Origin of the sequence: Pseudomonas sp. SMN5 (genome assembly GCF_052041925.1) — a bacterium.
In the GTDB taxonomy this organism is placed as follows: domain Bacteria; phylum Pseudomonadota; class Gammaproteobacteria; order Pseudomonadales; family Pseudomonadaceae; genus Aquipseudomonas.
This window is the reverse complement of record NZ_JBKGGX010000020.1, coordinates 74538-97016: the sequence shown is the minus strand read 5'-3', so window position 1 is coordinate 97016 and position 22479 is coordinate 74538. Positions and strand designations below refer to the sequence as shown.

Sequence of the window (22479 nt, the reverse complement as noted above, 5' to 3'; positions counted from 1 at the left end):
AAGTCAAGTCGTCAATGTGCTTTATTGAAGTAAGCGCAGGAGAACGCAAGAAAAAACCTTTAAAGCCCAACTGTGTTAGCTTCAATTGCGCAACCCAGGACAAGGAAACAGCATGCGAATGTTCTTATTGACGGCCAGCCTGCTCGTTGGCCTGAGCCCGATGTGCATGGCCGGCCAGGTCTACAAATGGGTGGACGCCCAGGGCGTTACCCACTTCGGCGCCCAGCCGCCGCAAGGTGCAGAAGCCACGACCGTGATCAAATCCGCCTCGCCCCCGACAAAGCCACAGGCACTGCCGTCCGGCAAGGCCGTTGGCGATCAGAAGGCAATCGATCAACAGGTCAAGAAGCAGGTGGCCGAGCAGGAAGCTCAGCTCAAGGCGTTCTGCGAACAGGCCCGGACCAACCTGGCCCAACTGCAGAACAACCCGCGAGTCCGCGAGGATGTGGAGGGAGAAATGCGCCGCCTCACTGACGAACAGCGGCGCCAGCGGATCGATGAGACCCGCAAGCAGATCGAGGAAAACTGCCAGTGAAGGCCGTCACCCGGCTTCGCTGATCAGCTGGTCGAACTGCGCCAGCAGCCGCTGCAACCCGATGCCCTGCCCTGGCCGTTGTGCATAGACCATTTCGGCCATGGCAAGGATACCCGAGGCATTGGGCAGCGGCAGATCGTTTTCCAGGATCGACTTCATCCGTGGCAGGAAAATCCATTGCAGCCATTGCTCGAAGTCCAGGGTATCGACCGCGAACGGCTCGACGCTGGCCAGCGCTTCTGCCGATGGCGAAACGCTGCTCCACCAGCCCTGGACTCGCAACTCGCGCTCGATCAGCAGCAATTGATCGGCAATCTGAGGAAACCGCGTGTCCATCAGAGCGCAACCTTGGCTTTCTGACGGGCCAGTGCCGCGCCGGCAGCGTCGCCTTGTTTCTCACGGGCCTGGGCGATCAATTCCCACAGGCTGGCCTGAAGTGCCGGACGCCCGCTGGTGAAAGTCAGGCCGCGACGGGCGAGCTGTTCGGCTTGCGGCGCGTCGCCCTGGGCCATGCGCACCTGGGCCAGGCGATAAAGCACCTGCGGCTCGCGCGGTGCGACACGCTGGGCACGCTCCAGGCTGGAGGACGCACCATTGAGGTCGCCACCGGCCTGTTGCTGTTGGGCCGTGGTCAGTAACGCCAGGACCGGGCCATCGAGTTGCTCATCGGCGGACAAGCCACCCGAACTGGCGGGCGGGATACTGCTCGGCGTCGATGGCATGCTGTAGCTGCCTTGATCGATCGGCGAGGTCTCGATCGGTCCCGGGGTGATCGGGCCAGGCGTGATCGGGCCCGGAGTAATCGGTGTGCTGCTGATCGGTGCCGACGTCGCGGCACCGCCGCCAGGCACCATCACCACTACACCGCTGTCGCCCTGCGGGATCGCCTGGGCCTGGTTTTGCGCCGGGCGTTTCACGGTCGTCTGGCGGAAACCGCCATTGGCCGAGATCCACTCGCTATTGGAAACCGCGGTACCGGAATCAACGACCGGAATCGACCCGCGCTGTACGGTAGAGCAGCCACTGAGCAAAGCCACGGCCGTTACCGCTGGAATCAACCACTTGTTCACGTGAAACCCTCTTTGCTTAATTCATCCAGTCCTTGACCCAATCCATCACCGACTCGGCGGGATTCTGGCCCCCGCAGGCTGCGCCGGGAGGTGGCTCGCTGCCGCGAATATACGGCATCTGCACGGCGCCCGGGCAGTTGGCGTCGGAACCTTGTCCGGTGCGCGAGTCGACCCAGGCCTGGACGATGTTGTCCGGTTGCGGCATGTCCAGTGGCAACGGGTCGGCCTTGCGCATGAAACTGGTCCAGACCTGCAGCGCTCCGGTGGCGCCGGTGAACGGGGTCTTGCCATTGTCATCACGTCCAAGCCAGACCACCGCCAGCAGATCCTGGCTGAAACCGGCGAACCAGCTGTCGCGCGAGTCGTTACTGGTACCGGTCTTGCCCGCCAGGGTCAGGGTCCGGGGCAGCACGTTATAGACCGAGCTGCCGGTGCCCTCACGCATGACGCGCTGCATGGCACTCTGGATCAAATAGATGGAGCCAGGATCGAAACGCTGCTGGATCTGGAACGGGTAACGCTTGAGCGGCTCGCCGTCGGCAGTGAGCACGCTACGGATCCCGCGCATCGGCGTATTGAATCCGCCGTTGGCCAGGGTCTGGTACATGGCCGCCACTTCAATCGGCGTAAGGCCTCCGGCCCCCAGGAGCATTGATGGGAACGCCGGCAGCTCGCGGCTTACCCCCAGGCGCGCCACGGTCTTGAGCACATTCGGCACGCCGACTTCCAGCCCGAGGCGGGCCGTTGAGAGGTTGTAGGAATGCGCCAACCCCTGGTACAGGAACACCGTGCCGTGGGAGCGACGATCATAGTTCTGCGGCTTCCACACCTGGCCGTCCGCGCCCTTGACCGAGAACATCTCGTCCGAAAGCCAACTGGTCAGTGTGTACTGGCTGGGTTTTTCCAGTGCGGTGAGGTACACCGCCGGCTTGATCAGCGAGCCGATCGGGCGGACGGCATCCAGGGCCCGGTTGAAGCCGGCGAAACTGGCCTGGCGACTGCCGATCATGGCCTGGACTTCACCGGTTTCGGGATTGGTCACCACCATGGCGGCTTCGACTTCATCGGCGCCTTTGCGTGCGCCGAGGCGCTTGAAAGTGTCCTCGACCGAGGCCTCGGCCTTCATTTGCAGGATCGGATCGAAGCTGGTGAAGATCCGCAGGCCTTCTTCGGTCAAGTCTTCGTCGCGATAGTCTTCACGCAACTGGCGCTTGACCAGGTCCATGAAACCCGGAAACGAGCTGTCCGCCAGGCTGCCCCGCTTGGTCACGCCCAGCGGCATCTTCTTCGCCGCTTCGACTTGCTCGGCAGTCGCCACGCCTTGCTGTTGCAGCAGGTCGAGCACCAGATTGCGCCGTTCGAGGGCACGCTCCGGATAACGCCGTGGATTATAGGAAGACGGCCCCTTGACCATGCCCACCAGCAACGCCACTTGATGCAGCTTGAGTTCCGACAGCGGCTGGCTGAAGAAGAACTGGCTGGCGAGGCCGAAACCGTGCACGGCGCGCTGGCCGTCCTGGCCGATAAAGACCTCGTTGAGGTACGCCTCCAGGATCTCCTGCTTGTCGTAGTGCAGTTCCAGCAGCAGCGCCATCATGGCTTCGGTGAGCTTGCGGGTGAGGCTGCGTTCGTTGGTCAGGTAGAAGTTCTTGACCAACTGTTGGGTCAGGGTACTGCCGCCCTGGCGCATATGACCGGAGGACGTATTGACCCAGACCGCCCGGGCAATCGACTTGGGCGAAACACCGAAGTGATGATAGAAGTCGCGGTCTTCGACGGTGATTAGCGTATCGAGCAGGAACGGCGGTACCTGGTCGATCTTGATCAGGATCCGGTCCTCGAGGTTCTTGGGGTACAGGCCACCGATCAACAGTGGTTCGAGGCGCACCACCGACAGGCTGGCGTTGTTGGCGCCCGTCAGCGCCGCCACGTAATCACCGGAAAAACGCACTCGCACCTGCTGCGCCTGTTCCATGCCTTCATAGAACTGGAAGCCGCGGGTATTGAGATCGACGGTATTGCCATTGACCGAAGCTGCACCGGGACCATTGGCCACGCTTTCACGGCGATAGCCCAAGGCATCGAGTTCGGTCAGGAAATCGTCGCGGCTCAGCTTTTGTCCGACGAACAGCTCCAACGGCCTGGCATAGACCTTGGCCGGAATCGTCCAGCGCTTGCCGGAGAATTTTTCCTGGACCACCGCATCGAGGTAGACCGCAAATCCGGCGAGCACGACAAGGCCAACCAGGCTCAGTTTAAGGGCCCAGCCCAACCAGGGCCGCAGGCGGCTGGCGGGTGGTTTCTTGGGGGTACGGGGGGATCGGGTACGAGTCATGGCGGCGGATTATACGCACTTTGTCGTGGTTCAACATGAGGCGGGCAAGGTTTGCGTTAACCTCGCTTGTCGCCATAATGACCGCCTCGAATTCTCCAGACTCTGAAGGACCGCCCGTGAGCCAATCCCTGATCGCTGCCCTGCAAAACCCGGCCCTCTACCCGCATCCCGTAGAAGGGTTCCAGGTCATCGAAACCCATATTTCCTGGGTGGTGCTCACCGGACCCTACGCTTATAAAATCAAGAAGCCGGCCAACTTCGGCTTTCTCGATTTCACCAGTCTGGAGGCGCGCCGGCATTTCTGTGGCGAAGAGCTGCGCCTGAACCAGCGCCTGACCCAGGACCTGTATCTGGAGGTGTTACCGATCACCGGCAGTGTCGAAGCGCCGCAACTGGGTGGCGACGGGCCGGCCATCGAATACGCGCTGAAGATGCGGCAATTTCCGCAGAGCCAGATGCTCAGCACGCTTCAGGCTAATGGCGAGCTGACCACCGCGCATGTCGACGAGATGGCCGAGCAGATCGCCCGATTCCACCTCGCCACGCCCCAGGTACCCGCCGAGCATGCCGCCGGCACGCCGCAAAGCGTGATGGCGCCGGTGCTGCAGAACTTCGAACAGATTCTTCCGTTTCTCAGCGACAAGGCCGACCTGTTGCAGCTCGAAGCGCTGCAAGCCTGGGCCGAGAGCAGTTTTGAACGCCTCAAGCCACTCTTCAACCAACGCAAGGCTGAAGGATTTATCCGCGAATGCCACGGCGATATCCACTTGGGCAATATCACCGTGATCGACGGCAAGGTGGTCATTTTTGACTGCATCGAGTTCAACGAACCGTTCCGCTTCACCGACGTCTACGCCGATACCGCATTCCTGGCGATGGACCTGGAAGACCGTGGCCTCAAATCCCTGGCCCGGCGCTTCGTCAGCCAGTACCTGGAACTGACCGGGGACTACCAGGGCCTGGAACTGCTGAACTTCTATAAAGCCTATCGCGCCCTCGTCCGCGCCAAGATCGCGCTGTTCAGCATGCCCGCCGAGGCCGATCCGGTGCAGCGCGCCACGACCCTGCGCCAGTACCGCAACTACGCCAACCTCGCGGAAAGCTACAGCACCATCCCTTCACGCCTGCTGGCGATCACCCACGGCGTTTCGGCCGTCGGTAAAAGCCATGTCGCGATGCGCCTGGTGGAAGCACTGGGCGCAATCCGCCTGCGTTCGGACGTGGAACGCAAGCGCCTGTTCGGTGAACAACAGGTGGCTAACGAGCCACAAGCCGGCATTTATAGCAACGATGCCAGCAGCGCCACCTACGCTCGCCTGCATGAAGTCGCCGAGGTGATTCTGCGCGCCGGGTTTCCGGTGGTGATCGATGCCACCTACCTCAAGCGAGACCAACGCGACGCCGCCGCGAAGATCGCCGAAGCCACGGGGGCTCCGTTCCTTATCCTGGATTGCGACGCTCCACAAGCCGTCATCGAAAGCCGTCTCGCGCAGCGCCAGGCTGATCAGAAAGACCCGTCCGATGCGAATCTGGCTGTGATCGCCGCCCAACAGTCCAGCCGCGAAGCCCTCACGCCGGCGGAGATCCTTTGCAGTAAACGTGTGCAGACCAATGAAAGCGGGACTCTCGACGTGGTCGTCGCGCAAATCCGTCAACGCCTGCCGGGCCTGTAGATAAATATCTCGACCGTGAAGCGACGCCCGGCTTCACGGTCGCCAAATAGTGGCACTATACTGGCGTCATAAAACCAACAGGTGCTATGACATGAGCCATCCCAAGAATCTCAACACTCCGCTTTACGCCTTGCTGCGCAAAGACGATATCGCAGGCTTCAACAGTGAACGCCCCCAAGGCCCGGTCGACCTGAGCGGCGGCGATTTCCGTGGCCTCGATCTGCGGGAACTGAACGCAGACGATGTCGATTTCAGCGACGCCTACTTCCGTTCCGCCGACCTGCGTGGCATCGATTTTCGCAAGTCATCCCTGGAAGGCGCGAGTCTGGCCCATGCACAGATCTCCGGCGCTTACTTCCCGCCGGAGCTATCGGCCGACGAGATCCTGATGTCGATGAACTTCGGCACCCGGCTGCGCTACCGCACCCGCTAACGTCACACGGGACCACCCAAGGCTGACTTGGCGTCGTACACACCGATCTCCAGCGCCCCCGCCTGCGCTGGATGATGAGTGCTGTCGCCCTCTGCTTCTCCATCGTGCGTAATGCATTAGAAGCTTTTGCGTTAAATCCCACCAAAGAATCACGCTTTTCCTACTGACCGCTACACTGCTCAGAGGCTTGCCCATTGCACCAGTCGGCCGTCGCAAGGAGGCTCGATGAATGATGAACTGCAACACCTGAAAAACCTGGGCAAGACGTCGGCCCAGTGGCTGCACGCCGTGGGTATCCACAGCGCTTCGGATTTGCGCCGCCTCGGTGCCGTTGACGCCTACCGCGCCGTGCGTACCCGCGGTTTCCGGGCGTCCAAGGTTTTGCTGTACGCAATCGAAGGCGCGTTGATGGATGTGCACTGGAACGACATTCCCGCTGAACGCAAGGAAGCCTTGAACAAACAGTTGGAAGCTATTTCAACGCGGCACAAAGCCTGACACAGCGGGTTGCGCCGCTGATGTTTCGAATAAATCACCAAACAATGTTTGACATGGAAATGAGAATCGCTATGATTACCACATCCGGTCGCGAGACTGGTCGATATTTGAACAGGCCTTGGTTCGGACTTTCAGATATCTCCTCATCAGGCTAATCACGGTTATTCGACCCGGCTCTTGCCGGGTCTTTTTTTGCTTGCAGGAAATCTTTGTAAGAAACCTTTGTAAGAAACCAGGGGGGGGCACGGAATCGCCAGGACGGATATCCTCCACCAGCGTATCCATTTTTTTGACCTTCAGGCCTGCCTCTGGGGGGCGAGCCTGCTCGCGCCATAGCGCAGTTCCAATCACTGTGTTGTCGGTTGCCCCACCGCCTTCGCGAGCCGGCTCGCTCCCGGAGAGGGTTCATTCAACATAAGCACGAGACACCTATGAAATTTCTGTGCACCAGCGCCGAACTGCCCGACAACAAAAGTCGCGGTTTCGACTTGGATGGGCGCAAGGTGCTGGCCGTACGGCGCGCAGGCCAGGCCTACGTCTATCTCAATCGCTGCCCGCACCGTGGCGTACCGCTGGAGTGGCAGCCCGACCAATTCCTCGACCCCAGCGCCAGCCTGATCCAGTGCGCTACCCATGGCGCCCTGTTTTTGATCGGAAACGGTGAATGCGTGGCCGGCCCCTGTGCCGGTCAGTTTTTGGCTGTGCTAGACAGTCGGGAGGACGAGCAAGGCATCTGGGTCGAGCTGTAGCGGTTCGAGCAGCACTGGCAGCGGACGGTCCACCCGCATTTGCTCGGGCGTCAACGTCACCCCGTAGGCCAGCACCTCAACGCCCGCCGCCACCGCTTCGCGCAGCGCGGCCGCGTACATCGGGTCGATCTCTTCTGCCGGGCGAACCGCGTCGATGCCGCTCAGATTCACACAGTACAACTGCACTGCCCGCACGCCCTCCCGCGCCAGGCAGGCAAGCTCCCTCAGATGCCTGGCGCCGCGCAGAGTCACCGCATCAGGAAACGCCGCCACGTTGGTGCCATCAAAGCCCAGGGTGACGCTTTTGACTTCGACCCAGGCCGACCCATGCGGGTAATCCAGGCGAAAATCGATACGACTGTTTTCCTGACCGTAAGCCACTTCTCGCTTGAGCAAGGTGAACCCGTTCAGCTCACTGATGACCCCATTGCGCAACGCTTCCTCGACCAGCGCATTAGCCCGTGCGGTGTTGATGCACGCCAGGCGCCCTTGAGGGGTCTGGCCTATTTCCCAGGTGCCGGGCAACTTGCGCTTGGGGTCGTTGGAGCGGCTGAACCAGACGCGTGCGCCCTCTGCCATGCAATTGAGCATCGAACCGGTGTTCGGACAGTGAATAGTGAGCAATTCGCCATGAACGGTCTCGATATCCGCTAGAAAACGCTTGTAACGGCGAATCAGGCGGCCTTCCTCCAACTCGGGTGAGAAACGCATCAGCCTTTCCAACTCCGCAGCCCGCGCTCGATTCGCCCCACCGCTTCCTGTAGCCGCGCCAGGTTCTGGGTATAGGCGAAACGCACATGATGGCTGGCCTGATGGCGGCCAAAGTCCAGGCCTGGGGTGAAGGCCACATGTTCGGTTTCCAGGAAATGCTGGCAAAACGCAAAGGCGTCGCCGCCGAACGCACTGATGTCGGCATACAGGTAGAACGCCCCTTCCGGCTCCACCGCGATGCCGAAGCCCAACTCACGCAACGCCGGCAGCAGAAAATCGCGACGCAGGGCGAACTCGGCCCGGCGCTGCTCGAAGATTTCAATGGTGGCGGGTTCGAAACAGGCCAATGCCGCATGCTGGGCCATGCTCGGTGCGCTGATATAAAGGTTCTGCGCCAGCTTCTCCAGCTCGCCGACGGCGGCCGAAGGGGCCACCAGCCAGCCAAGCCGCCAGCCGGTCATGCCGAAATATTTGGAAAAGCTGTTGAGGACAAAGGCGTCGTTATCGACCTCCAGCACGCTGGTGGCGTCGGTGCCGTAGGTCAGGCCATGGTAGATCTCATCCACCACCAGGTGGCCGTTGTGCCCCCTGATGGCCCTGGACAGGCCCGCCAGCTCGTCCCGGCTCAGAATCGTCCCGGTCGGGTTGGCCGGCGACGCCACCAGCGCGCCGACGGTGTCCTGGTCCCAGTAGCGGTTCACCAAGTCCGGCGTCAGTTGATAGCGCACGTCCGGCCCCACTGGCACCAGTTGCGCCGCGCCTTCCACCAGGCGCAGGAAATGTCGGTTGCATGGGTAACCGGGGTCGGCCAGTAGCCAATGTTTGCCCGGGTCCACCAGCAGCGCACTGGCCAGCAGCAGTGCACCGGAACCGCCGGGCGTCACCAGAATGCGCCGGGGATCGATGTCGACGCCATAGCGTTGCTGGTAGAAGCCGGCGATGGCCTCGCGCAGCTCCGGAATGCCGCGAGCCGCGGTGTAACGGGTCTTGCCCGCTGCCAGCGCCGCCTGGCCGGCCCGGATGATCGGCTCGGCGGTGGTGAAGTCCGGCTCGCCGATCTCTAGGTGGATGACGTCATGCCCCGCCGCCTGCAGTTCATTGGCCCGGGCCAGCAGCGCCATCACATGGAAAGGTTCGATGGCGCGGCTACGCGCGCTGTAGGGCTGAGCCATTGGCCTTCCTTCAACATAAAAAGAATCGATTCTACCCAACTCAGTGGCCGGTGCGGGAACGAGCGCGAACCTTGGGAGGTCTGAGCCGGTGGATTACTGGAAATGACTCCGGCGATTGACCCAGGCTTGACTAGAATCAAGCATTGAGCACGGTTGCATCCACACCGAACCAGACCCGGCCATGTGTCACAAAGCCCCGCCCGCCGCAGGCTCGACAACCGGGAGTAGCGCGGCCCGATTTGATCTGGTAAGTTCGCCCGCTTGCAGCCGCAGGGCCGGCAGGTGTCGGTGATGGAGCAATCCTGCGTTGGATTACAAGAGTAGAGGCGGTCCATTCATGCCCACCCAAGCAAAGCAGAATCAAAATCAGTCGCTCAGCGGGTTTGAGCCTTACGTCCCGCAAGCCGGCGAAGAATACATGGGCGCCCCCATGCGCGCGCACTTCACCAAGATCCTGAACAAGTGGAAACAGGACTTGATGCAGGAAGTCGACCGCACCGTGGATCACATGAAAGACGAAGCGGCCAACTTCCCTGACCCGGCCGACCGTGCCAGCCAGGAAGAGGAGTTCAGCCTCGAACTGCGCGCCCGTGACCGTGAGCGCAAGCTCATCAAGAAAATCGACAAGACCCTGCAACTGATCGAAGACGAAGAATACGGTTGGTGCGAGTCCTGCGGCATCGAAATCGGCATCCGCCGCCTCGAAGCCCGTCCAACCTCCGACCTGTGCATCGACTGCAAGACCCTGGCGGAAATCAAGGAAAAACAGGTCGGCAAGTAAATCGCCTGGGCTGTCACGAAAACGGAGCGTTCATACGCTCCGTTTTTTGTTTACAGGACTTGGCACATCCTCTGAATGCCAACCCCTGTGGGAGCGAGCTTGCTCGCGATTACGCAGTATCAGCCAGCATTGTTGGGACTGACACACCGCTATCGCGAGCAAGCTCGCTCCCACAGGAATCTGTCTCGTCATCGACGTTCTGTGTATCCGTTGCCCTGAACCAGTAACATTCTTCCTATGACCGCAACCTCCTCCTATATCGGCCGCTTCGCCCCCACCCCCAGTGGCCACCTGCATTTCGGCTCGCTGGTCGCCGCGCTGGCGTCGTACCTGGATGCCCGAGCCGTAGGTGGGCGTTGGTTGCTGCGCATGGAAGACCTCGACCCGCCTCGGGAAGAACCGGGTGCGCAAGCGGCGATCCTCAAAGCCCTGGAGAGCTACGGGTTTGAATGGGATGGCGAGATGGTGCGCCAGAGCGATCGTCATGAGGCGTACGCTCAAGTCATCGACCGGCTGCTCAGCCAGGGCCTGGCCTACGCCTGCACCTGTTCGCGCAAGCAACTGGAAGCGTACCAGGGAGTTTATCCGGGGCTGTGCCGCAACGCCGGGCACAGTACCGAAGACGCAGCCATCCGCCTGCGGGTGCCTGAACTGCAATACCACTTTAAAGACCGGGTCCAGGGTGAATATCGCCAGCACCTGGGCCGCGAGGCCGGGGATTTCGTGATCCGCCGGCGCGACGGGCTCTATGCTTACCAACTGGCGGTGGTACTGGACGACGCCTGGCAAGGGGTGACCGATATCGTGCGCGGCGCCGACCTGCTGGATTCCACGCCGCGTCAGCTATACCTGCAAGAACTGCTCGGGCTGCCACAACCGCGCTACCTGCACGTGCCATTGATCACCCAGCCGGACGGGCAAAAACTGGGCAAGTCCTATCGCTCGCCACCGCTGCAAGCCGATCAGGCAACGCCCCTGCTGCTGCGGGCCTTGCGTGCGCTGGGGCAGCAACCGGGCCCGGAACTGGCCGACGCCAGCCCGCCGGAGCTGCTGGCCTGGGGCATCCACCACTGGGATGTGGCCGGGATCCCGCGCACACTGAGCCTGCCCGAGGCGCAAATACGTTGACGGCCCTTGCAGCTTGGCGCCCATCCGTTACCATCGCCGCACGTTTTCGGGCACGTGCATAAACAAGAGAGGCCGGGATGTACATCTATCGCTTGGTCCTGCTCCTGGTAGTGGGGATTTACCTGTTCTCCCCGGCCATCATGGACTGGTGGATCGATGCCACGGGTGCCTGGTACCGCCCGTATCTGCTCTGGCTGATCCTGATTGTCGTGACCTTCATCCTGCAGAGCCAAAAAGATGCCGATGAGCTTTAGCCTGACCCAGATGATCCTGATCAGCGCCGCCTACCTGGCGGTGCTGTTCAGCGTGGCCTGGATCAGCGAACGAGGCATGATCCCCCGGGCGATCATCCGTCACCCGCTGACCTACACCCTGTCGCTGGGGGTCTACGCCAGCGCCTGGGCGTTCTACGGCACGGTCGGGCTGGCCTATCAGTACGGTTATGGCTTCCTGTCCAGTTACCTCGGGGTGTCGGGCGCGTTCCTGCTGGCACCAGTGCTGCTCTACCCGATCCTGAAAATCACTCGCACTTACCAGCTGTCGTCCCTGGCCGACCTGTTCGCGTTCCGCTTTCGCAGCACCTGGGCCGGCGCGCTGACCACGATTTTCATGCTGGTCGGAGTATTGCCTTTGCTGGCTCTGCAAATCCAGGCCGTGGCCGACTCCATCAGCATCCTGACCCGCGAACCGGTACAGCACCGAGTGGCCCTGAGCTTCTGCGCGCTGATCATCCTGTTCACGATCTTCTTCGGTTCCCGGCACATTGCTACCCGGGAAAAGCACGAAGGCCTGGTGTTCGCCATTGCGTTTGAATCGGTGATCAAGTTGATCGCCATTGGCGGCGTCGGCCTTTATGCCTTGTACGGCGTATTCGACGGCCCGCAGCAACTGGAATTGTGGCTACTGCAAAACCAGACCGCCCTCGCCGCCCTGCACACACCCTTACAGGAAGGCCCGTGGCGTACGTTGCTGCTGGTGTTCTTCGCCTCGGCGATCGTCATGCCGCACATGTACCACATGACGTTCACCGAAAACCTCAACCCGCGCTCGCTGGTGAGCGCGAGCTGGGGCTTGCCGCTGTTCCTGCTGCTGATGAGCCTGGCGGTGCCACTGATTCTGTGGGCCGGCCTGAAGCTGGGGGCCAGTACCAATCCGGAATACTTCACCTTGGGCATCGGCATCGCCGCCAACAGCCAGGCATTGGCGTTGCTCGCCTACGTTGGCGGCCTTTCGGCGGCCAGCGGGCTGATCATCGTCACCACCCTGGCGCTGTCGGGCATGGCCCTCAACCACCTGGTGCTGCCGCTCTATCAGCCACCGGCCGAGGGCAATATCTATCGCTGGTTGAAATGGACCCGGCGGGCGCTGATCGTCGCGATCATCATGGCCGGCTACGGGTTCTACCTGATGCTGGGTGACGGCCAGGACCTGGCCAACCTGGGCATCGTCGCGTTCGTTGCCACCTTGCAATTTCTCCCTGGTGTGCTGTCAGTGCTGTATTGGCCGACTGCCAACCGCCGCGGCTTCATCGCCGGCCTGTTGGCGGGAATCCTGGTGTGGCTGGTGGCGATGCTGTTGCCGCTGATGGGCAATCTGCAGGGTTTCTATATTCCGCTGTTGAACATGATCTACGTGCTCGACGACACCAGCTGGCACATGGCAGCCATCGCCTCGCTGGCGGCGAACGTGCTGATGTTCACGCTGATTTCGCTGTTCACCAACGCCAGCAGCGAGGAGGCCAGCGCTGCCGAGGCTTGCGCGGTGGACAACGTCCGTCGCCCACAGCGCCGCGAGCTGCACGCCGCCTCGCCCCAGGAGTTCGCCACGCAACTGGCCAAGCCATTGGGTGCCAAGGCCGCGCAAAAGGAAGTCGAACAGGCCCTGCGCGACCTCTACCTGCCCTTCGATGAACGCCGCCCCTATGCCCTGCGTCGCCTGCGCGACCGGATCGAAGCCAACCTGTCCGGCCTGATGGGCCCCAGCGTGGCCCAGGACATGGTCGAGACATTCCTGCCGTACAAAGCCGGAGGTGAGAACTATGTCACCGAAGACATCCATTTCATCGAAAGCCGTCTCGAGGACTATCACTCGCGCCTCACCGGCCTGGCCGCCGAACTCGATGCCTTGCGCCGCTACCATCGCCAGACGTTGCAGGAACTGCCAATGGGCGTCTGCTCCCTGGCCAAGGACCAGGAAATCCTGATGTGGAACAAGGCCATGGAAGAGCTGACCGGGATCGCCGCCCAGCGTGTGGTCGGTTCGCGCCTGAGCACCCTGGGCGAACCATGGAAAGGCCTGCTGCAAGGCTTCATCAATCTGCCGGACGAGCACTTGCACAAACAACACCTGGCCATCGACGGCCAGACGCGCTGGCTCAACCTGCACAAGGCCGCCATCGACGAGCCGCTGGCGCCGGGTAACAGCGGCCTGGTGCTGCTGGTCGAGGACCTGACCGATACTCAGATGCTCGAAGACAAGCTGGTGCATTCCGAGCGCCTGGCGAGCATCGGCCGGCTGGCCGCCGGGGTGGCTCATGAAATCGGCAACCCGATCACCGGCATCGCCTGCCTGGCGCAGAACCTGCGCGAAGAGCGCGAAGACGACGGCGAGCTGACGGAAATCAGCAGCCAGATCCTTGAGCAGACTCGCCGGGTATCGCGCATTGTTCAGTCGCTGATGAGCTTTGCCCACGCCGGCGGCCACCAGCACAACGACGAGCCCGTCTGTCTGGCCGAGGTGGCCCAGGATGCCATTGGTCTGCTGGCCCTTAACCGGCGCAATTTCGAGGTGCAATTCTTCAACCTGTGCGACCCGGAGCATTGGGTCGACGGCGACCCCCAGCGGCTCGCCCAGGTGCTGATCAACCTGCTCTCCAATGCCCGCGATGCCTCGCCGGCCGGCAGCGCGGTACGGGTCAGGAGCGAAGCCAGCGAACACACGATCGACCTGATCGTGGAGGACGAAGGCAGCGGTATTCCACAGAACATCATGGACCGACTGTTCGAACCTTTCTTTACCACCAAGGATCCTGGCGAAGGCACCGGTCTGGGCCTCGCACTGGTCTATTCCATCGTTGAAGAGCATTATGGACAAATCACCATCGACAGCCCGGCCGATGTTCAGGGCCAACGCGGCACCCGTATACGGGTCACCTTGCCGCGTCATGTCGAAGCGACGTCCGCTGTGAACTGAGACCGTCGAGAGAATCGAATCAATGCCGCACATTTTGATCGTCGAAGACGAAACAATTATCCGCTCCGCCTTGCGCCGCCTGCTGGAACGCAACCAGTATCAGGTCAGCGAAGCTGGATCCGTGCAGGAAGCACAAGAGCGTTTCAGCATCCCAACGTTTGACCTGATCGTCAGTGACCTGCGCCTGCCCGGCGCGCCCGGGACCGAGCTGATCAAGCTCGGCCAGGGCACACCGGTGCTGATCATGACCAGTTACGCCAGCCTGCGCTCGGCGGTCGACTCCATGAAAATGGGCGCTGTTGACTACATCGCCAAACCGTTCGACCACGACGAGATGCTCCAGGCAGTAGCTCGCATCCTGCGTGATCGCCAGACGGCGGTAAGCAGCCCGATGGAACCGACGAACGGTAAGGTTGCGGTTGCTACAAAAGCCGGCGCCGGTAACAACAATGGCGAGATCGGCATCATTGGTTCCTGCCCGCCCATGCAGGACCTCTATGGCAAGATCCGCAAGGTCGCTCCGACCGATTCCAATGTGCTGATCCAGGGTGAATCAGGGACCGGTAAAGAGCTGGTCGCACGCGCCCTGCACAACCTGTCGCGCCGAGCCAAGGCGCCGATGATCTCGGTGAACTGCGCGGCCATCCCGGAAAGCCTGATCGAGTCCGAACTGTTCGGCCACGAGAAAGGCGCTTTCACCGGTGCCAGCGCCGGACGCGCCGGGCTGGTGGAGGCGGCGGACGGCGGCACGCTGTTTCTCGATGAGATCGGCGAGTTGCCGCTGGAAGCCCAGGCGCGTTTGCTGCGGGTACTCCAGGAAGGTGAAATCCGTCGGGTCGGGTCGGTGCAGTCGCAGAAAGTCGACGTCCGTCTGATTGCGGCGACCCACCGCGATCTCAAGAACCTGGCGAAGATCGGCCAGTTCCGCGAAGACTTGTACTACCGCCTGCACGTGATTGCCTTGAAACTCCCGGCCCTGCGCGAGCGTGGCGCGGACGTCAACGAAATCGCCCAGGCCTTCCTTGCGCGCCAGAGCGCAAGGGTCAACCGCACCGACCTCAAATTCGCCCCGGACGCCGAGCAGGCGATTCGGCATTACAGCTGGCCGGGTAACGTCCGGGAGTTGGAGAACGCGGTGGAACGGGCGGTTATCCTGTGCGAGAGCCCGGAAATTTCCGCCGACCTGCTGGGCATCGATATCGAGCTGGGCGACCTGGACGACGAAGAATTCATCGGCCTGGCTCCGCAACAGGCTGGCAGCGCCAACAACACCAGCCACGAACCCACCGAGGACTTGTCCCTGGAGGATTACTTCCAACATTTCGTCCTGGAACATCAGGACCACATGACCGAGACCGAACTGGCCCGCAAGCTGGGCGTGAGCCGCAAGTGCCTGTGGGAGCGTCGCCAACGCCTGGGCATCCCTCGGCGTAAGACCGGCGTCGCCAGCGAAAGCTGAGATTACTGTGGGAGCGAGCCTGCTCGCGATGACGCCAGATCAGTCACACCTGCTGTGACAGGTACACCGCTATCGCGAGCAGGCTCGCTCCCACAGGGTTACCAGGTCGTAACGTCATCAATGTGAAAAAACTGTTACCTCAGTTTTTTCACGTAACAGAAGCCGGGGTTTACGGTAACGAAACCCCGGCTTTTTTTCGCCTCGGAAAAATGGCTATAACGATAGAACCCCCGGTTTTGCGGGGCCGGGCAAAAGTTGGCACGCACCCTGCTATAGCTTTGGTACAAGAACAATAACAAGCAATGCAAAAGACAATAAAAATAAGACGAATCGACTCACGCACAATAAAAACAAGACGGCGAGAGGCGCAGCTAACTGATTCTTTTGGAGAGGCGTTGTATTTGGGGCTTGCCCCACGACCAGGCCGAGAACAATAAAACTGTCTTAAGACAGGTGCCTGAACTGGTTGGATCGATTGATCACTGCAACACAGCGACCAAAGCAATCCGTTTGCTCTTGGCTCCCGATTGGGAGGGTCACGTAGGAAACTTCGTGGCGCGGGCACTCAACAAAAACAAGAAGCCCGAAAACCATAATAAAAACAGAGCACGCAACTAATTCTGGGGGAGCTTCGGCTCCCCTTGTGGTTTCTGCGATTCCAGCCTGCAGTCCTACAAGGCTTGCCGCTTAAAGCTTGCAGCTCAAAGCTGCCGTGTCCTACACCATCCCTCCACTAAATGCTAGAATCCCCGCCCATCATGCGGTCATTCTTCGTTTTGGCCGAACATTCCTTCAAACAGTGCATCCCATGCTGAAGAAGCTGTTCCAGTCATTCCGTTCTCCCTTGCGTCGTACGCAACACATTCGCAGCACGCCTGAAGTGCTCAACAGCGGCCAGCATTCCCTGCAAAAGGCCCAGTTCAGCCGTTATGCGGTGAACATCGTCGAACGCCTGCAGAGCGCCGGCTACCAGGCGTACCTGGTCGGCGGATGCGTGCGCGACATGCTGCTCAACATCACCCCTAAGGATTTCGACGTCGCCACCAGCGCCACGCCGGAGCAGATACGGGCCGAATTTCGCAACGCACGGATTATTGGCCGGCGCTTCAAGCTGGTCCACATCCACTTCGGTCGTGAAATCATCGAAGTGGCTACCTTCCGCGCCAATCATCCGCAAAACGATGAAGAGGAAGACAGCAACCAGTCTTCGCGCAACGAGAGCGGCCGTATCCTGCGCGACAACGTCTACGGCACGCTGGAAGAGGACGCGCAGCGCCGCGACTTCACCATCAACGCGCTGTATTACGATCCAGTGAGCGAGCGTATTCTCGATTACGCCAATGGCGTACACGACATCCGTAATCACTTGATCCGCCTGATCGGCGATCCCAAGCAGCGTTACCAGGAAGACCCGGTGCGGATGCTGCGGGCCGTGCGCTTTGCCGCCAAGCTGGACTTCGGCATCGAAAAACACAGCGCCGCGCCGATTCGCGAACTGGCACCGATGCTGCGGGAAATCCCTTCGGCACGGCTGTTCGAGGAAGTGCTCAAGCTGTTCCTGTCGGGCAACGCAGCGGACACCTTCGAAATGCTGGTCGATCTGCAACTGTTCGACCCGCTGTTCCCGGCCAGTGCCGAGGCGCTGGAGCACAACCCGACCTACACCCACACCCTGATCAGCGAAGCGCTGATCAACACCGACCTGCGCATCAAGCAGAACAAGCCGGTGACCCCGGCGTTCCTGTTTGCCGCCCTGCTCTGGCCGGCCCTGCCAGCCCGGGTGCTGCGCCTGCAGGACCGAGGCATGCCGCCGATCCCGGCGATGCAGGAAGCCGCCCACGAATTGATCGCAGAACAGTGCCAGCGCATCGCAATTCCAAAGCGCTTCACAATGCCGATCCGCGAGATCTGGGACATGCAGGAGCGCCTGCCACGGCGCAGCGGCAAGCGCGCCGACCTGCTGCTGGACAACCCACGTTTCCGTGCCGGCTATGACTTCCTGCTGCTGCGCGAAAGCGCCGGCGAACAGACCGACGGCCTGGGCGAATGGTGGACCGATTACCAGGACGCCAACGACAGCGAGCGCCGCGAGATGATTCGTGAACTCAGCGGCAAGGACGACGGTGCCAGCGGCCCGCGCAAGCGCCGTCGCAGCAGCGGAGCCAAGCGCAAACGTGCCGGTGCATCGAGCGATTCGGGCGAATAACCGATGGAACGCGTCTACATCGGCATGGGCAGCAACCTGGCCGAACCCGCCGAACAACTGCGCAGCGCCCTCCAGGCCTTGGCGCAATTGCCCGACACCCGACTGGCGGGCGTTTCGGCGTTTTATCAAAGCGACTCCCTGCTGCCGGGTCAACCGCGCTATACCAATGCCGTAGCGGCATTGGACAGTCAACTGGCCCCCCTGGCCCTGCTCGATGCGCTGCAAGCCATCGAAACCGGACAAGGCCGCGAGCGCCTGGAGCGCTGGGGCCCACGGACCCTGGACCTGGACATCCTGCTGTTCGGCGAGCGCCTGATCGATGAACCGCGCCTGAAAGTCCCGCATTACCACATGCAGGCCCGGGCTTTCGTACTCTATCCACTGGCGGAACTGGCCCCCGCCGGCCTGCGCCTGGCCGATGGGCGCCTGCTCAAGGACATGCTGGCCGCGTGCCCGTTCGAAGGCCTGGAGCGCCTGCCCCCTCTCTGACGCAGTCCATCCCTTGTGGGAGCGAGCCTGCTCGCGATAGCGGTATATCAGTCGACATTCACGTTGACTGGCCTACCGCTACCGCGAGCAGGCTCGCTCCCACAAGCTCCAGTACCGGACGGTCATCTTTAAGACGCCCCCACGGCTGAAACGCATCAGTAACCTCGGTAACACCCGCCGGTAACACATCCAATTGACTTCCCCCGTACTCCTCACGACTATAGGCGTCCCGTTGCCGCCAACGCGGCGTTGAAGGGCGCCATCCAGGCCTTACAAGCACTACACATAGAAGGTGCGCCTGTATACGAACGCCCAATGAGGACTTTTTCATGCCAGCTATTACCCTGACCACGCTGCAAGGTCTCAAGCAAAAAGGTGAAAAGATCACCATGCTGACCTGCTATGACGCAACGTTCGCCCACGCCTGCAACGAGGCGGGTGTCGAAGTGTTGCTGGTGGGCGATTCCCTCGGCATGGTGCTGCAAGGTCACGACAGTACGCTGCCGGTGACCACCGCCGACATGGCCTACCACGTGGCCGCGGTCAAACGCGGTAACACCGATGCACTGATCCTCGCCGACCTGCCATTCATGGCCTACGCCACCCTCGAACAGACCATGAGCAACAGCGCCCAATTGATGCAGGCCGGCGCGCACATGCTCAAGATAGAAGGTGCCTTGTGGCTCGCCGACTCGATCCGGCTGCTGGCCGAGCGCGGCATCCCGGTCTGCGCGCACCTGGGCCTGACGCCGCAAGCGGTGAACGTCCTCGGCGGCTACAAGGTCCAGGGCCGCAATGAAAATCAGGCACGCCAGATGCGCGCCGATGCGATTGCCCTGGAGCAGGCCGGGGCGGCGATGTTGCTGCTCGAATGCGTACCCAGCGAGCTGGCGGAAGAAATTACCCAGGCGGTGAACATCCCGGTGATCGGGATTGGCGCGGGCAGCGCCACCGACGGGCAGGTCCTGGTGCTGCATGACATGCTCGGGCTCTCGATCACCGGTCGCGTGCCCAAGTTCGTGAAGAACTTCATGGCAGGCCAAACCAGCATCCAGGGAGCCCTGGGCGCGTACGTGGCCGAAGTGAAAGCGGCCACCTTCCCTGGCGTCGAACACGGATTTTCCGCATGAACACCGTCAAAACCGTACGCGAACTGCGCGCCGCCGTGGCCCGCGCCCGCGGCGAAGGCAAGCGCATCGCCTTTGTCCCGACCATGGGCAACCTACACAGCGGCCACGTGGCACTGGTGACCAAGGCGGCGCAACGGGCCGACTTCGTGGTGGCGAGCATTTTCGTCAATCCGCTGCAATTCGGTGCCGGCGAAGACCTGGACAAATACCCCCGGACCTTGCCAGCCGACCAGGAGAAACTGCTTCAGGCCGGCTGCCACCTGTTGTTCGCGCCCAGTGTCGAGGAGATGTACCCCGACGGTATGGCCGGGCAAACCCGGGTCAGCGTCCCGCAATTATCCGAAGGCCTGTGCGGCGCCAGCCGACCAGGGCATTTCGAAGGTGTGGCGACGGTGGTCAGCAAGCTGTTCAACATGGTCCAGCCAGACCTGGCGGTGTTCGGTCAGAAAGATTTCCAGCAACTGGCGGTGATCCGCGCACTGGTCCATGACCTGAACATGCCGATCCAGATCATCGGCGAGCCGACCGTACGCGCCGAAGACGGCCTGGCATTATCGTCGCGCAACGGTTTCCTCAGCCAGCAAGAACGCGCCGCCGCACCCGTGCTCTATCGCGGCCTGAGCCAAATCGCCGAAGCCATCCGTCAGGGCCGAAGGGACTTCCCGGCACTGATTGCCGAGCAGCTCAAACAACTGCAAGCCGCCGGCCTGCGTCCCGACTATCTGGAGATCCGTCACGCCCGGACCCTGCGCCCGGCTACGGGCGAGGACCGGGACTTGGTAATCCTGGTGGCAGCCTTCCTGGGCACCACGCGGTTGATCGATAACCTGCATCTGGATCTCGACGCACCCGCCTGACCCCTGCCATCTCCCTGTGGGAGCGAGCCTGCTCCCGATAGCGTCCGCACATTCAAGATGAATGTGACAGACACACCGCCATCGCGAGCAGGCTCGCTCCCACAATTGAAGCAAGTACATCTGCAAGTTACAGGTCGGCTTCAAGGCGCCGCTGCTAACAGCGCCCCGCCCGTCGCCCCCCTTCCAACCCCAATGTATAAAAAAGTACCGGCTTGCGGTCTGACAAAGTCAAGACAGATCGCCACGCGAGGTTTACTGTAGTCGCCCTGCGTGCGGCGATCGTGTCGACGCAGTCTCCGGACGCCCGCCGCAAGCCGCGCCGGAATTTTCGTGTACAAAAAGGTCGTTCAAGTAAAAAGGAAACCCGCAGCGATGGCGTATTACCGAACCCCTCATGACGTGACCGCTCTGCCCGCCTGGCAAGCGCTGAATGACCACCGCAAAGCCATGCAGGATTTCAGCATGCGCGAAGCGTTCAATGCCGATCCGCAGCGTTTCAACCAATTCACCCTGTCGAGCTGTGGCCTGTTTCTCGATTACTCGAAGAACCTGATCACCACCCAGACCCGCGACCTGCTGGTGGGTCTTGCCAACGAAGTCGACCTCAAGGGCGCGATCAAGGCACTGCTCGAAGGCGAGATCATCAACGCCTCGGAGAACCGCCCGGCCCTGCACACCGCCCTGCGCCGTCCAGTGGGGGACAAGCTGCTGGTCAACGGCGTCAACGTGATGCCGGATGTACACAAGGTCCTGAATCAGATCACCGACCTGGTGGGCCGCATTCACGACGGTTTGTGGCGCGGCTACACCGAGAAGCCGATCACCGACGTGGTGAACATCGGCATCGGCGGTTCCTTCCTCGGCCCCGAGCTGGTGTCCGAAGCGCTGTTGTCCTATGCGCAAAAAGGCGTGCGCTGCCATTACCTGGCCAACATCGACGGCAGTGAGTTCCACGAACTGACCATGAAGCTGCGCGCCGAGACCACGCTGTTCATCGTCTCGTCGAAGTCCTTCAACACCCTCGAAACCCTGAAGAACGCCCAGGCCGCCCGCGCCTGGTACCTTGCCCAGGGTGGCTCCGAAGCCGAGCTGTACCGCCACTTCATCGCCGTATCGAGCAATAACGCCGCCGCCGTGGCGTTCGGCATCCGCGAAGAGAACATCTTCCCGATGTGGGACTGGGTTGGCGGGCGTTACTCGCTGTGGTCGGCCATCGGGCTGCCGATCGCGCTCGCCATCGGTATGTCGAACTTCAAGGAATTGCTCTCTGGCGCCTACTCGATGGACCAGCACTTCCAGAGCGCGCCGTTCGAGCAGAACATGCCGGTGCTGCTCGCGCTGCTGGGCGTGTGGTACGGCAATTTCTGGGGCGCGCAAAGCCACGCGATCCTGCCGTACGACCATTACCTGCGCAACATCACCAAGCATTTGCAACAGCTGGACATGGAATCCAACGGCAAGAGCGTGCGCCAGGACGGTACGCCGGTATCCACCGACACCGGTCCGGTGATCTGGGGTGGCGTCGGTTGCAACGGTCAGCACGCTTACCACCAACTGCTGCACCAAGGCACCCAACTGATCCCGGCGGACTTCATCGTGCCGGTCGTCAGCTTCAACCCGGTGGCCGACCACCATCAGTGGCTGTACGCCAACTGCCTGTCCCAGAGCCAGGCACTGATGCTCGGCAAGACCCGCGCCGAAGCCGAAGCCGAGCTTCGCGACAAAGGTGCGAGCGAAGAAGACGTGCAGAAATTGGCCACCCACAAGGTGATCCCCGGCAACCGTCCGAGCAATACGCTGGTGGTCGAGCGCATCAGTCCGCGCCGTCTCGGCGCACTGGTGGCATTGTATGAACACAAAGTGTTTGTGCAGAGCGTCATCTGGGGGATCAACGCTTTCGACCAATGGGGCGTGGAGCTGGGCAAGGAACTGGGCAAAGGCGTCTACAACCGACTGGTGGGCAGTGAAGAAAGCCCGGCGGAAGACGCTTCGACCCAGGGTCTGATCAGCTACTTCCGCGGGCGTCATCGCGGCTGATTTCATCACCCTGAGCATGCCTCC

The 22479-nt window shown here is 61.5% G+C and carries 20 protein-coding genes; 15 read left to right on the top strand and 5 right to left on the bottom strand.

Annotated features, from left to right (window positions below):
* Positions 1–112 precede the first annotated feature (112 nt).
* A complete protein-coding gene (locus ACLEJR_RS19845) occupies positions 113–535 on the top strand; it encodes a DUF4124 domain-containing protein (protein WP_440815948.1) in 423 nt (140 codons plus the stop codon).
* Between the two features lie 6 nt (positions 536–541).
* Here ACLEJR_RS19845 and ACLEJR_RS19840 read toward each other — a convergent pair whose 3' ends face one another.
* Genes ACLEJR_RS19840 through mrcB form a run of 3 tightly spaced genes read right to left on the bottom strand, consistent with a single transcriptional unit; the run spans position 542 to position 3940 of the window.
* Positions 542–871 carry a YqcC family protein gene (locus ACLEJR_RS19840; RefSeq protein WP_440797678.1) on the bottom strand — a complete coding sequence of 110 codons (330 nt, stop codon included), beginning with the start codon at positions 869–871 and terminating at the stop codon, positions 542–544.
* Positions 871–1605, bottom strand: coding sequence for a tetratricopeptide repeat protein (locus ACLEJR_RS19835; RefSeq protein WP_440815947.1), 735 nt, complete (start codon positions 1603–1605; stop codon positions 871–873). Before ACLEJR_RS19835 ends, ACLEJR_RS19840 begins: the two co-directional genes overlap by 1 nt.
* Positions 1606–1621: 16 nt before the next feature.
* Positions 1622–3940 (bottom strand): penicillin-binding protein 1B, encoded by a 2319-nt coding sequence (gene mrcB, locus ACLEJR_RS19830; RefSeq protein ID WP_440797682.1) that lies wholly within the window; start codon positions 3938–3940, stop codon positions 1622–1624.
* A 116-nt stretch (positions 3941–4056) separates the two neighbouring features.
* On the opposite strand from mrcB, the gene ACLEJR_RS19825 reads away from it, so the two are divergent.
* From ACLEJR_RS19825 to ACLEJR_RS19810, 4 genes are all read left to right on the top strand, one after another.
* Positions 4057–5613 (top strand): AAA family ATPase, encoded by a 1557-nt coding sequence (locus ACLEJR_RS19825; RefSeq protein WP_440815945.1) that lies wholly within the window; start codon positions 4057–4059, stop codon positions 5611–5613.
* Positions 5614–5704: 91 nt separating this feature from the next.
* Positions 5705–6046: a pentapeptide repeat-containing protein gene (locus tag ACLEJR_RS19820; protein WP_440797686.1), complete on the top strand. Its 342-nt coding sequence runs from the start codon at positions 5705–5707 to the stop codon at positions 6044–6046.
* A 225-nt stretch (positions 6047–6271) separates the two neighbouring features.
* On the top strand, positions 6272–6544 hold the full coding sequence (locus ACLEJR_RS19815) for a TfoX/Sxy family protein (RefSeq protein WP_245139182.1): 273 nt from the start codon (positions 6272–6274) through the stop codon (positions 6542–6544).
* A gap of 431 nt (positions 6545–6975) precedes the next feature.
* A complete protein-coding gene (locus tag ACLEJR_RS19810) occupies positions 6976–7293 on the top strand; it encodes a Rieske (2Fe-2S) protein (RefSeq protein ID WP_440815942.1) in 318 nt (105 codons plus the stop codon).
* On the opposite strand, the gene sfsA is transcribed toward ACLEJR_RS19810, so the two are convergent.
* Complete coding sequence (gene sfsA / locus ACLEJR_RS19805) at positions 7249–8004, bottom strand: DNA/RNA nuclease SfsA (RefSeq protein ID WP_440815939.1); 756 nt, start codon at positions 8002–8004, stop codon at positions 7249–7251. The genes ACLEJR_RS19810 and sfsA overlap by 45 nt on opposite strands.
* Positions 8004–9176, bottom strand: a complete 1173-nt coding sequence (locus tag ACLEJR_RS19800) for a pyridoxal phosphate-dependent aminotransferase (RefSeq protein ID WP_440815938.1) — start codon at positions 9174–9176, stop codon at positions 8004–8006. Before ACLEJR_RS19800 ends, sfsA begins: the two co-directional genes overlap by 1 nt.
* Before the next feature lie 337 nt (positions 9177–9513).
* Here ACLEJR_RS19800 and dksA point away from each other — a divergent pair, with 337 nt between their 5' ends.
* The 10 genes from dksA to pgi all read left to right on the top strand — a co-directional run bounded on the left by dksA (position 9514) and on the right by pgi (position 22455).
* Positions 9514–9957 (top strand): RNA polymerase-binding protein DksA, encoded by a 444-nt coding sequence (gene dksA, locus ACLEJR_RS19795; RefSeq protein WP_440815935.1) that lies wholly within the window; start codon positions 9514–9516, stop codon positions 9955–9957.
* A 237-nt stretch (positions 9958–10194) separates the two neighbouring features.
* On the top strand, positions 10195–11085 hold the full coding sequence (gluQRS, locus tag ACLEJR_RS19790) for a tRNA glutamyl-Q(34) synthetase GluQRS (protein ID WP_440815932.1): 891 nt from the start codon (positions 10195–10197) through the stop codon (positions 11083–11085).
* A 77-nt stretch (positions 11086–11162) separates the two neighbouring features.
* Positions 11163–11339, top strand: coding sequence for a hypothetical protein (locus tag ACLEJR_RS19785; RefSeq protein WP_003176118.1), 177 nt, complete (start codon positions 11163–11165; stop codon positions 11337–11339).
* On the top strand, positions 11323–14277 hold the full coding sequence (locus ACLEJR_RS19780; protein ID WP_440797697.1) for a sensor histidine kinase: 2955 nt from the start codon (positions 11323–11325) through the stop codon (positions 14275–14277). Before ACLEJR_RS19785 ends, ACLEJR_RS19780 begins: the two co-directional genes overlap by 17 nt.
* 22 nt (positions 14278–14299) lie before the next feature.
* Positions 14300–15736 carry a sigma-54-dependent transcriptional regulator gene (locus tag ACLEJR_RS19775; RefSeq protein WP_440797699.1) on the top strand — a complete coding sequence of 479 codons (1437 nt, stop codon included), beginning with the start codon at positions 14300–14302 and terminating at the stop codon, positions 15734–15736.
* Positions 15737–16544: 808 nt separating this feature from the next.
* Positions 16545–17942 (top strand): polynucleotide adenylyltransferase PcnB, encoded by a 1398-nt coding sequence (locus ACLEJR_RS19770; RefSeq protein WP_440797701.1) that lies wholly within the window; start codon positions 16545–16547, stop codon positions 17940–17942.
* Between the two features lie 3 nt (positions 17943–17945).
* Complete coding sequence (gene folK, locus ACLEJR_RS19765; protein WP_440815929.1) at positions 17946–18431, top strand: 2-amino-4-hydroxy-6-hydroxymethyldihydropteridine diphosphokinase; 486 nt, start codon at positions 17946–17948, stop codon at positions 18429–18431.
* 329 nt (positions 18432–18760) lie between these two features.
* Positions 18761–19561 (top strand): 3-methyl-2-oxobutanoate hydroxymethyltransferase, encoded by an 801-nt coding sequence (gene panB, locus ACLEJR_RS19760; RefSeq protein WP_440797705.1) that lies wholly within the window; start codon positions 18761–18763, stop codon positions 19559–19561.
* On the top strand, positions 19558–20418 hold the full coding sequence (gene panC / locus ACLEJR_RS19755; RefSeq protein WP_440797707.1) for a pantoate--beta-alanine ligase: 861 nt from the start codon (positions 19558–19560) through the stop codon (positions 20416–20418). The genes panB and panC overlap by 4 nt, the downstream gene beginning before the upstream one ends.
* Before the next feature lie 372 nt (positions 20419–20790).
* Positions 20791–22455: a glucose-6-phosphate isomerase gene (gene pgi / locus ACLEJR_RS19750; RefSeq protein ID WP_440815928.1), complete on the top strand. Its 1665-nt coding sequence runs from the start codon at positions 20791–20793 to the stop codon at positions 22453–22455.
* Positions 22456–22479 lie beyond the last annotated feature (24 nt).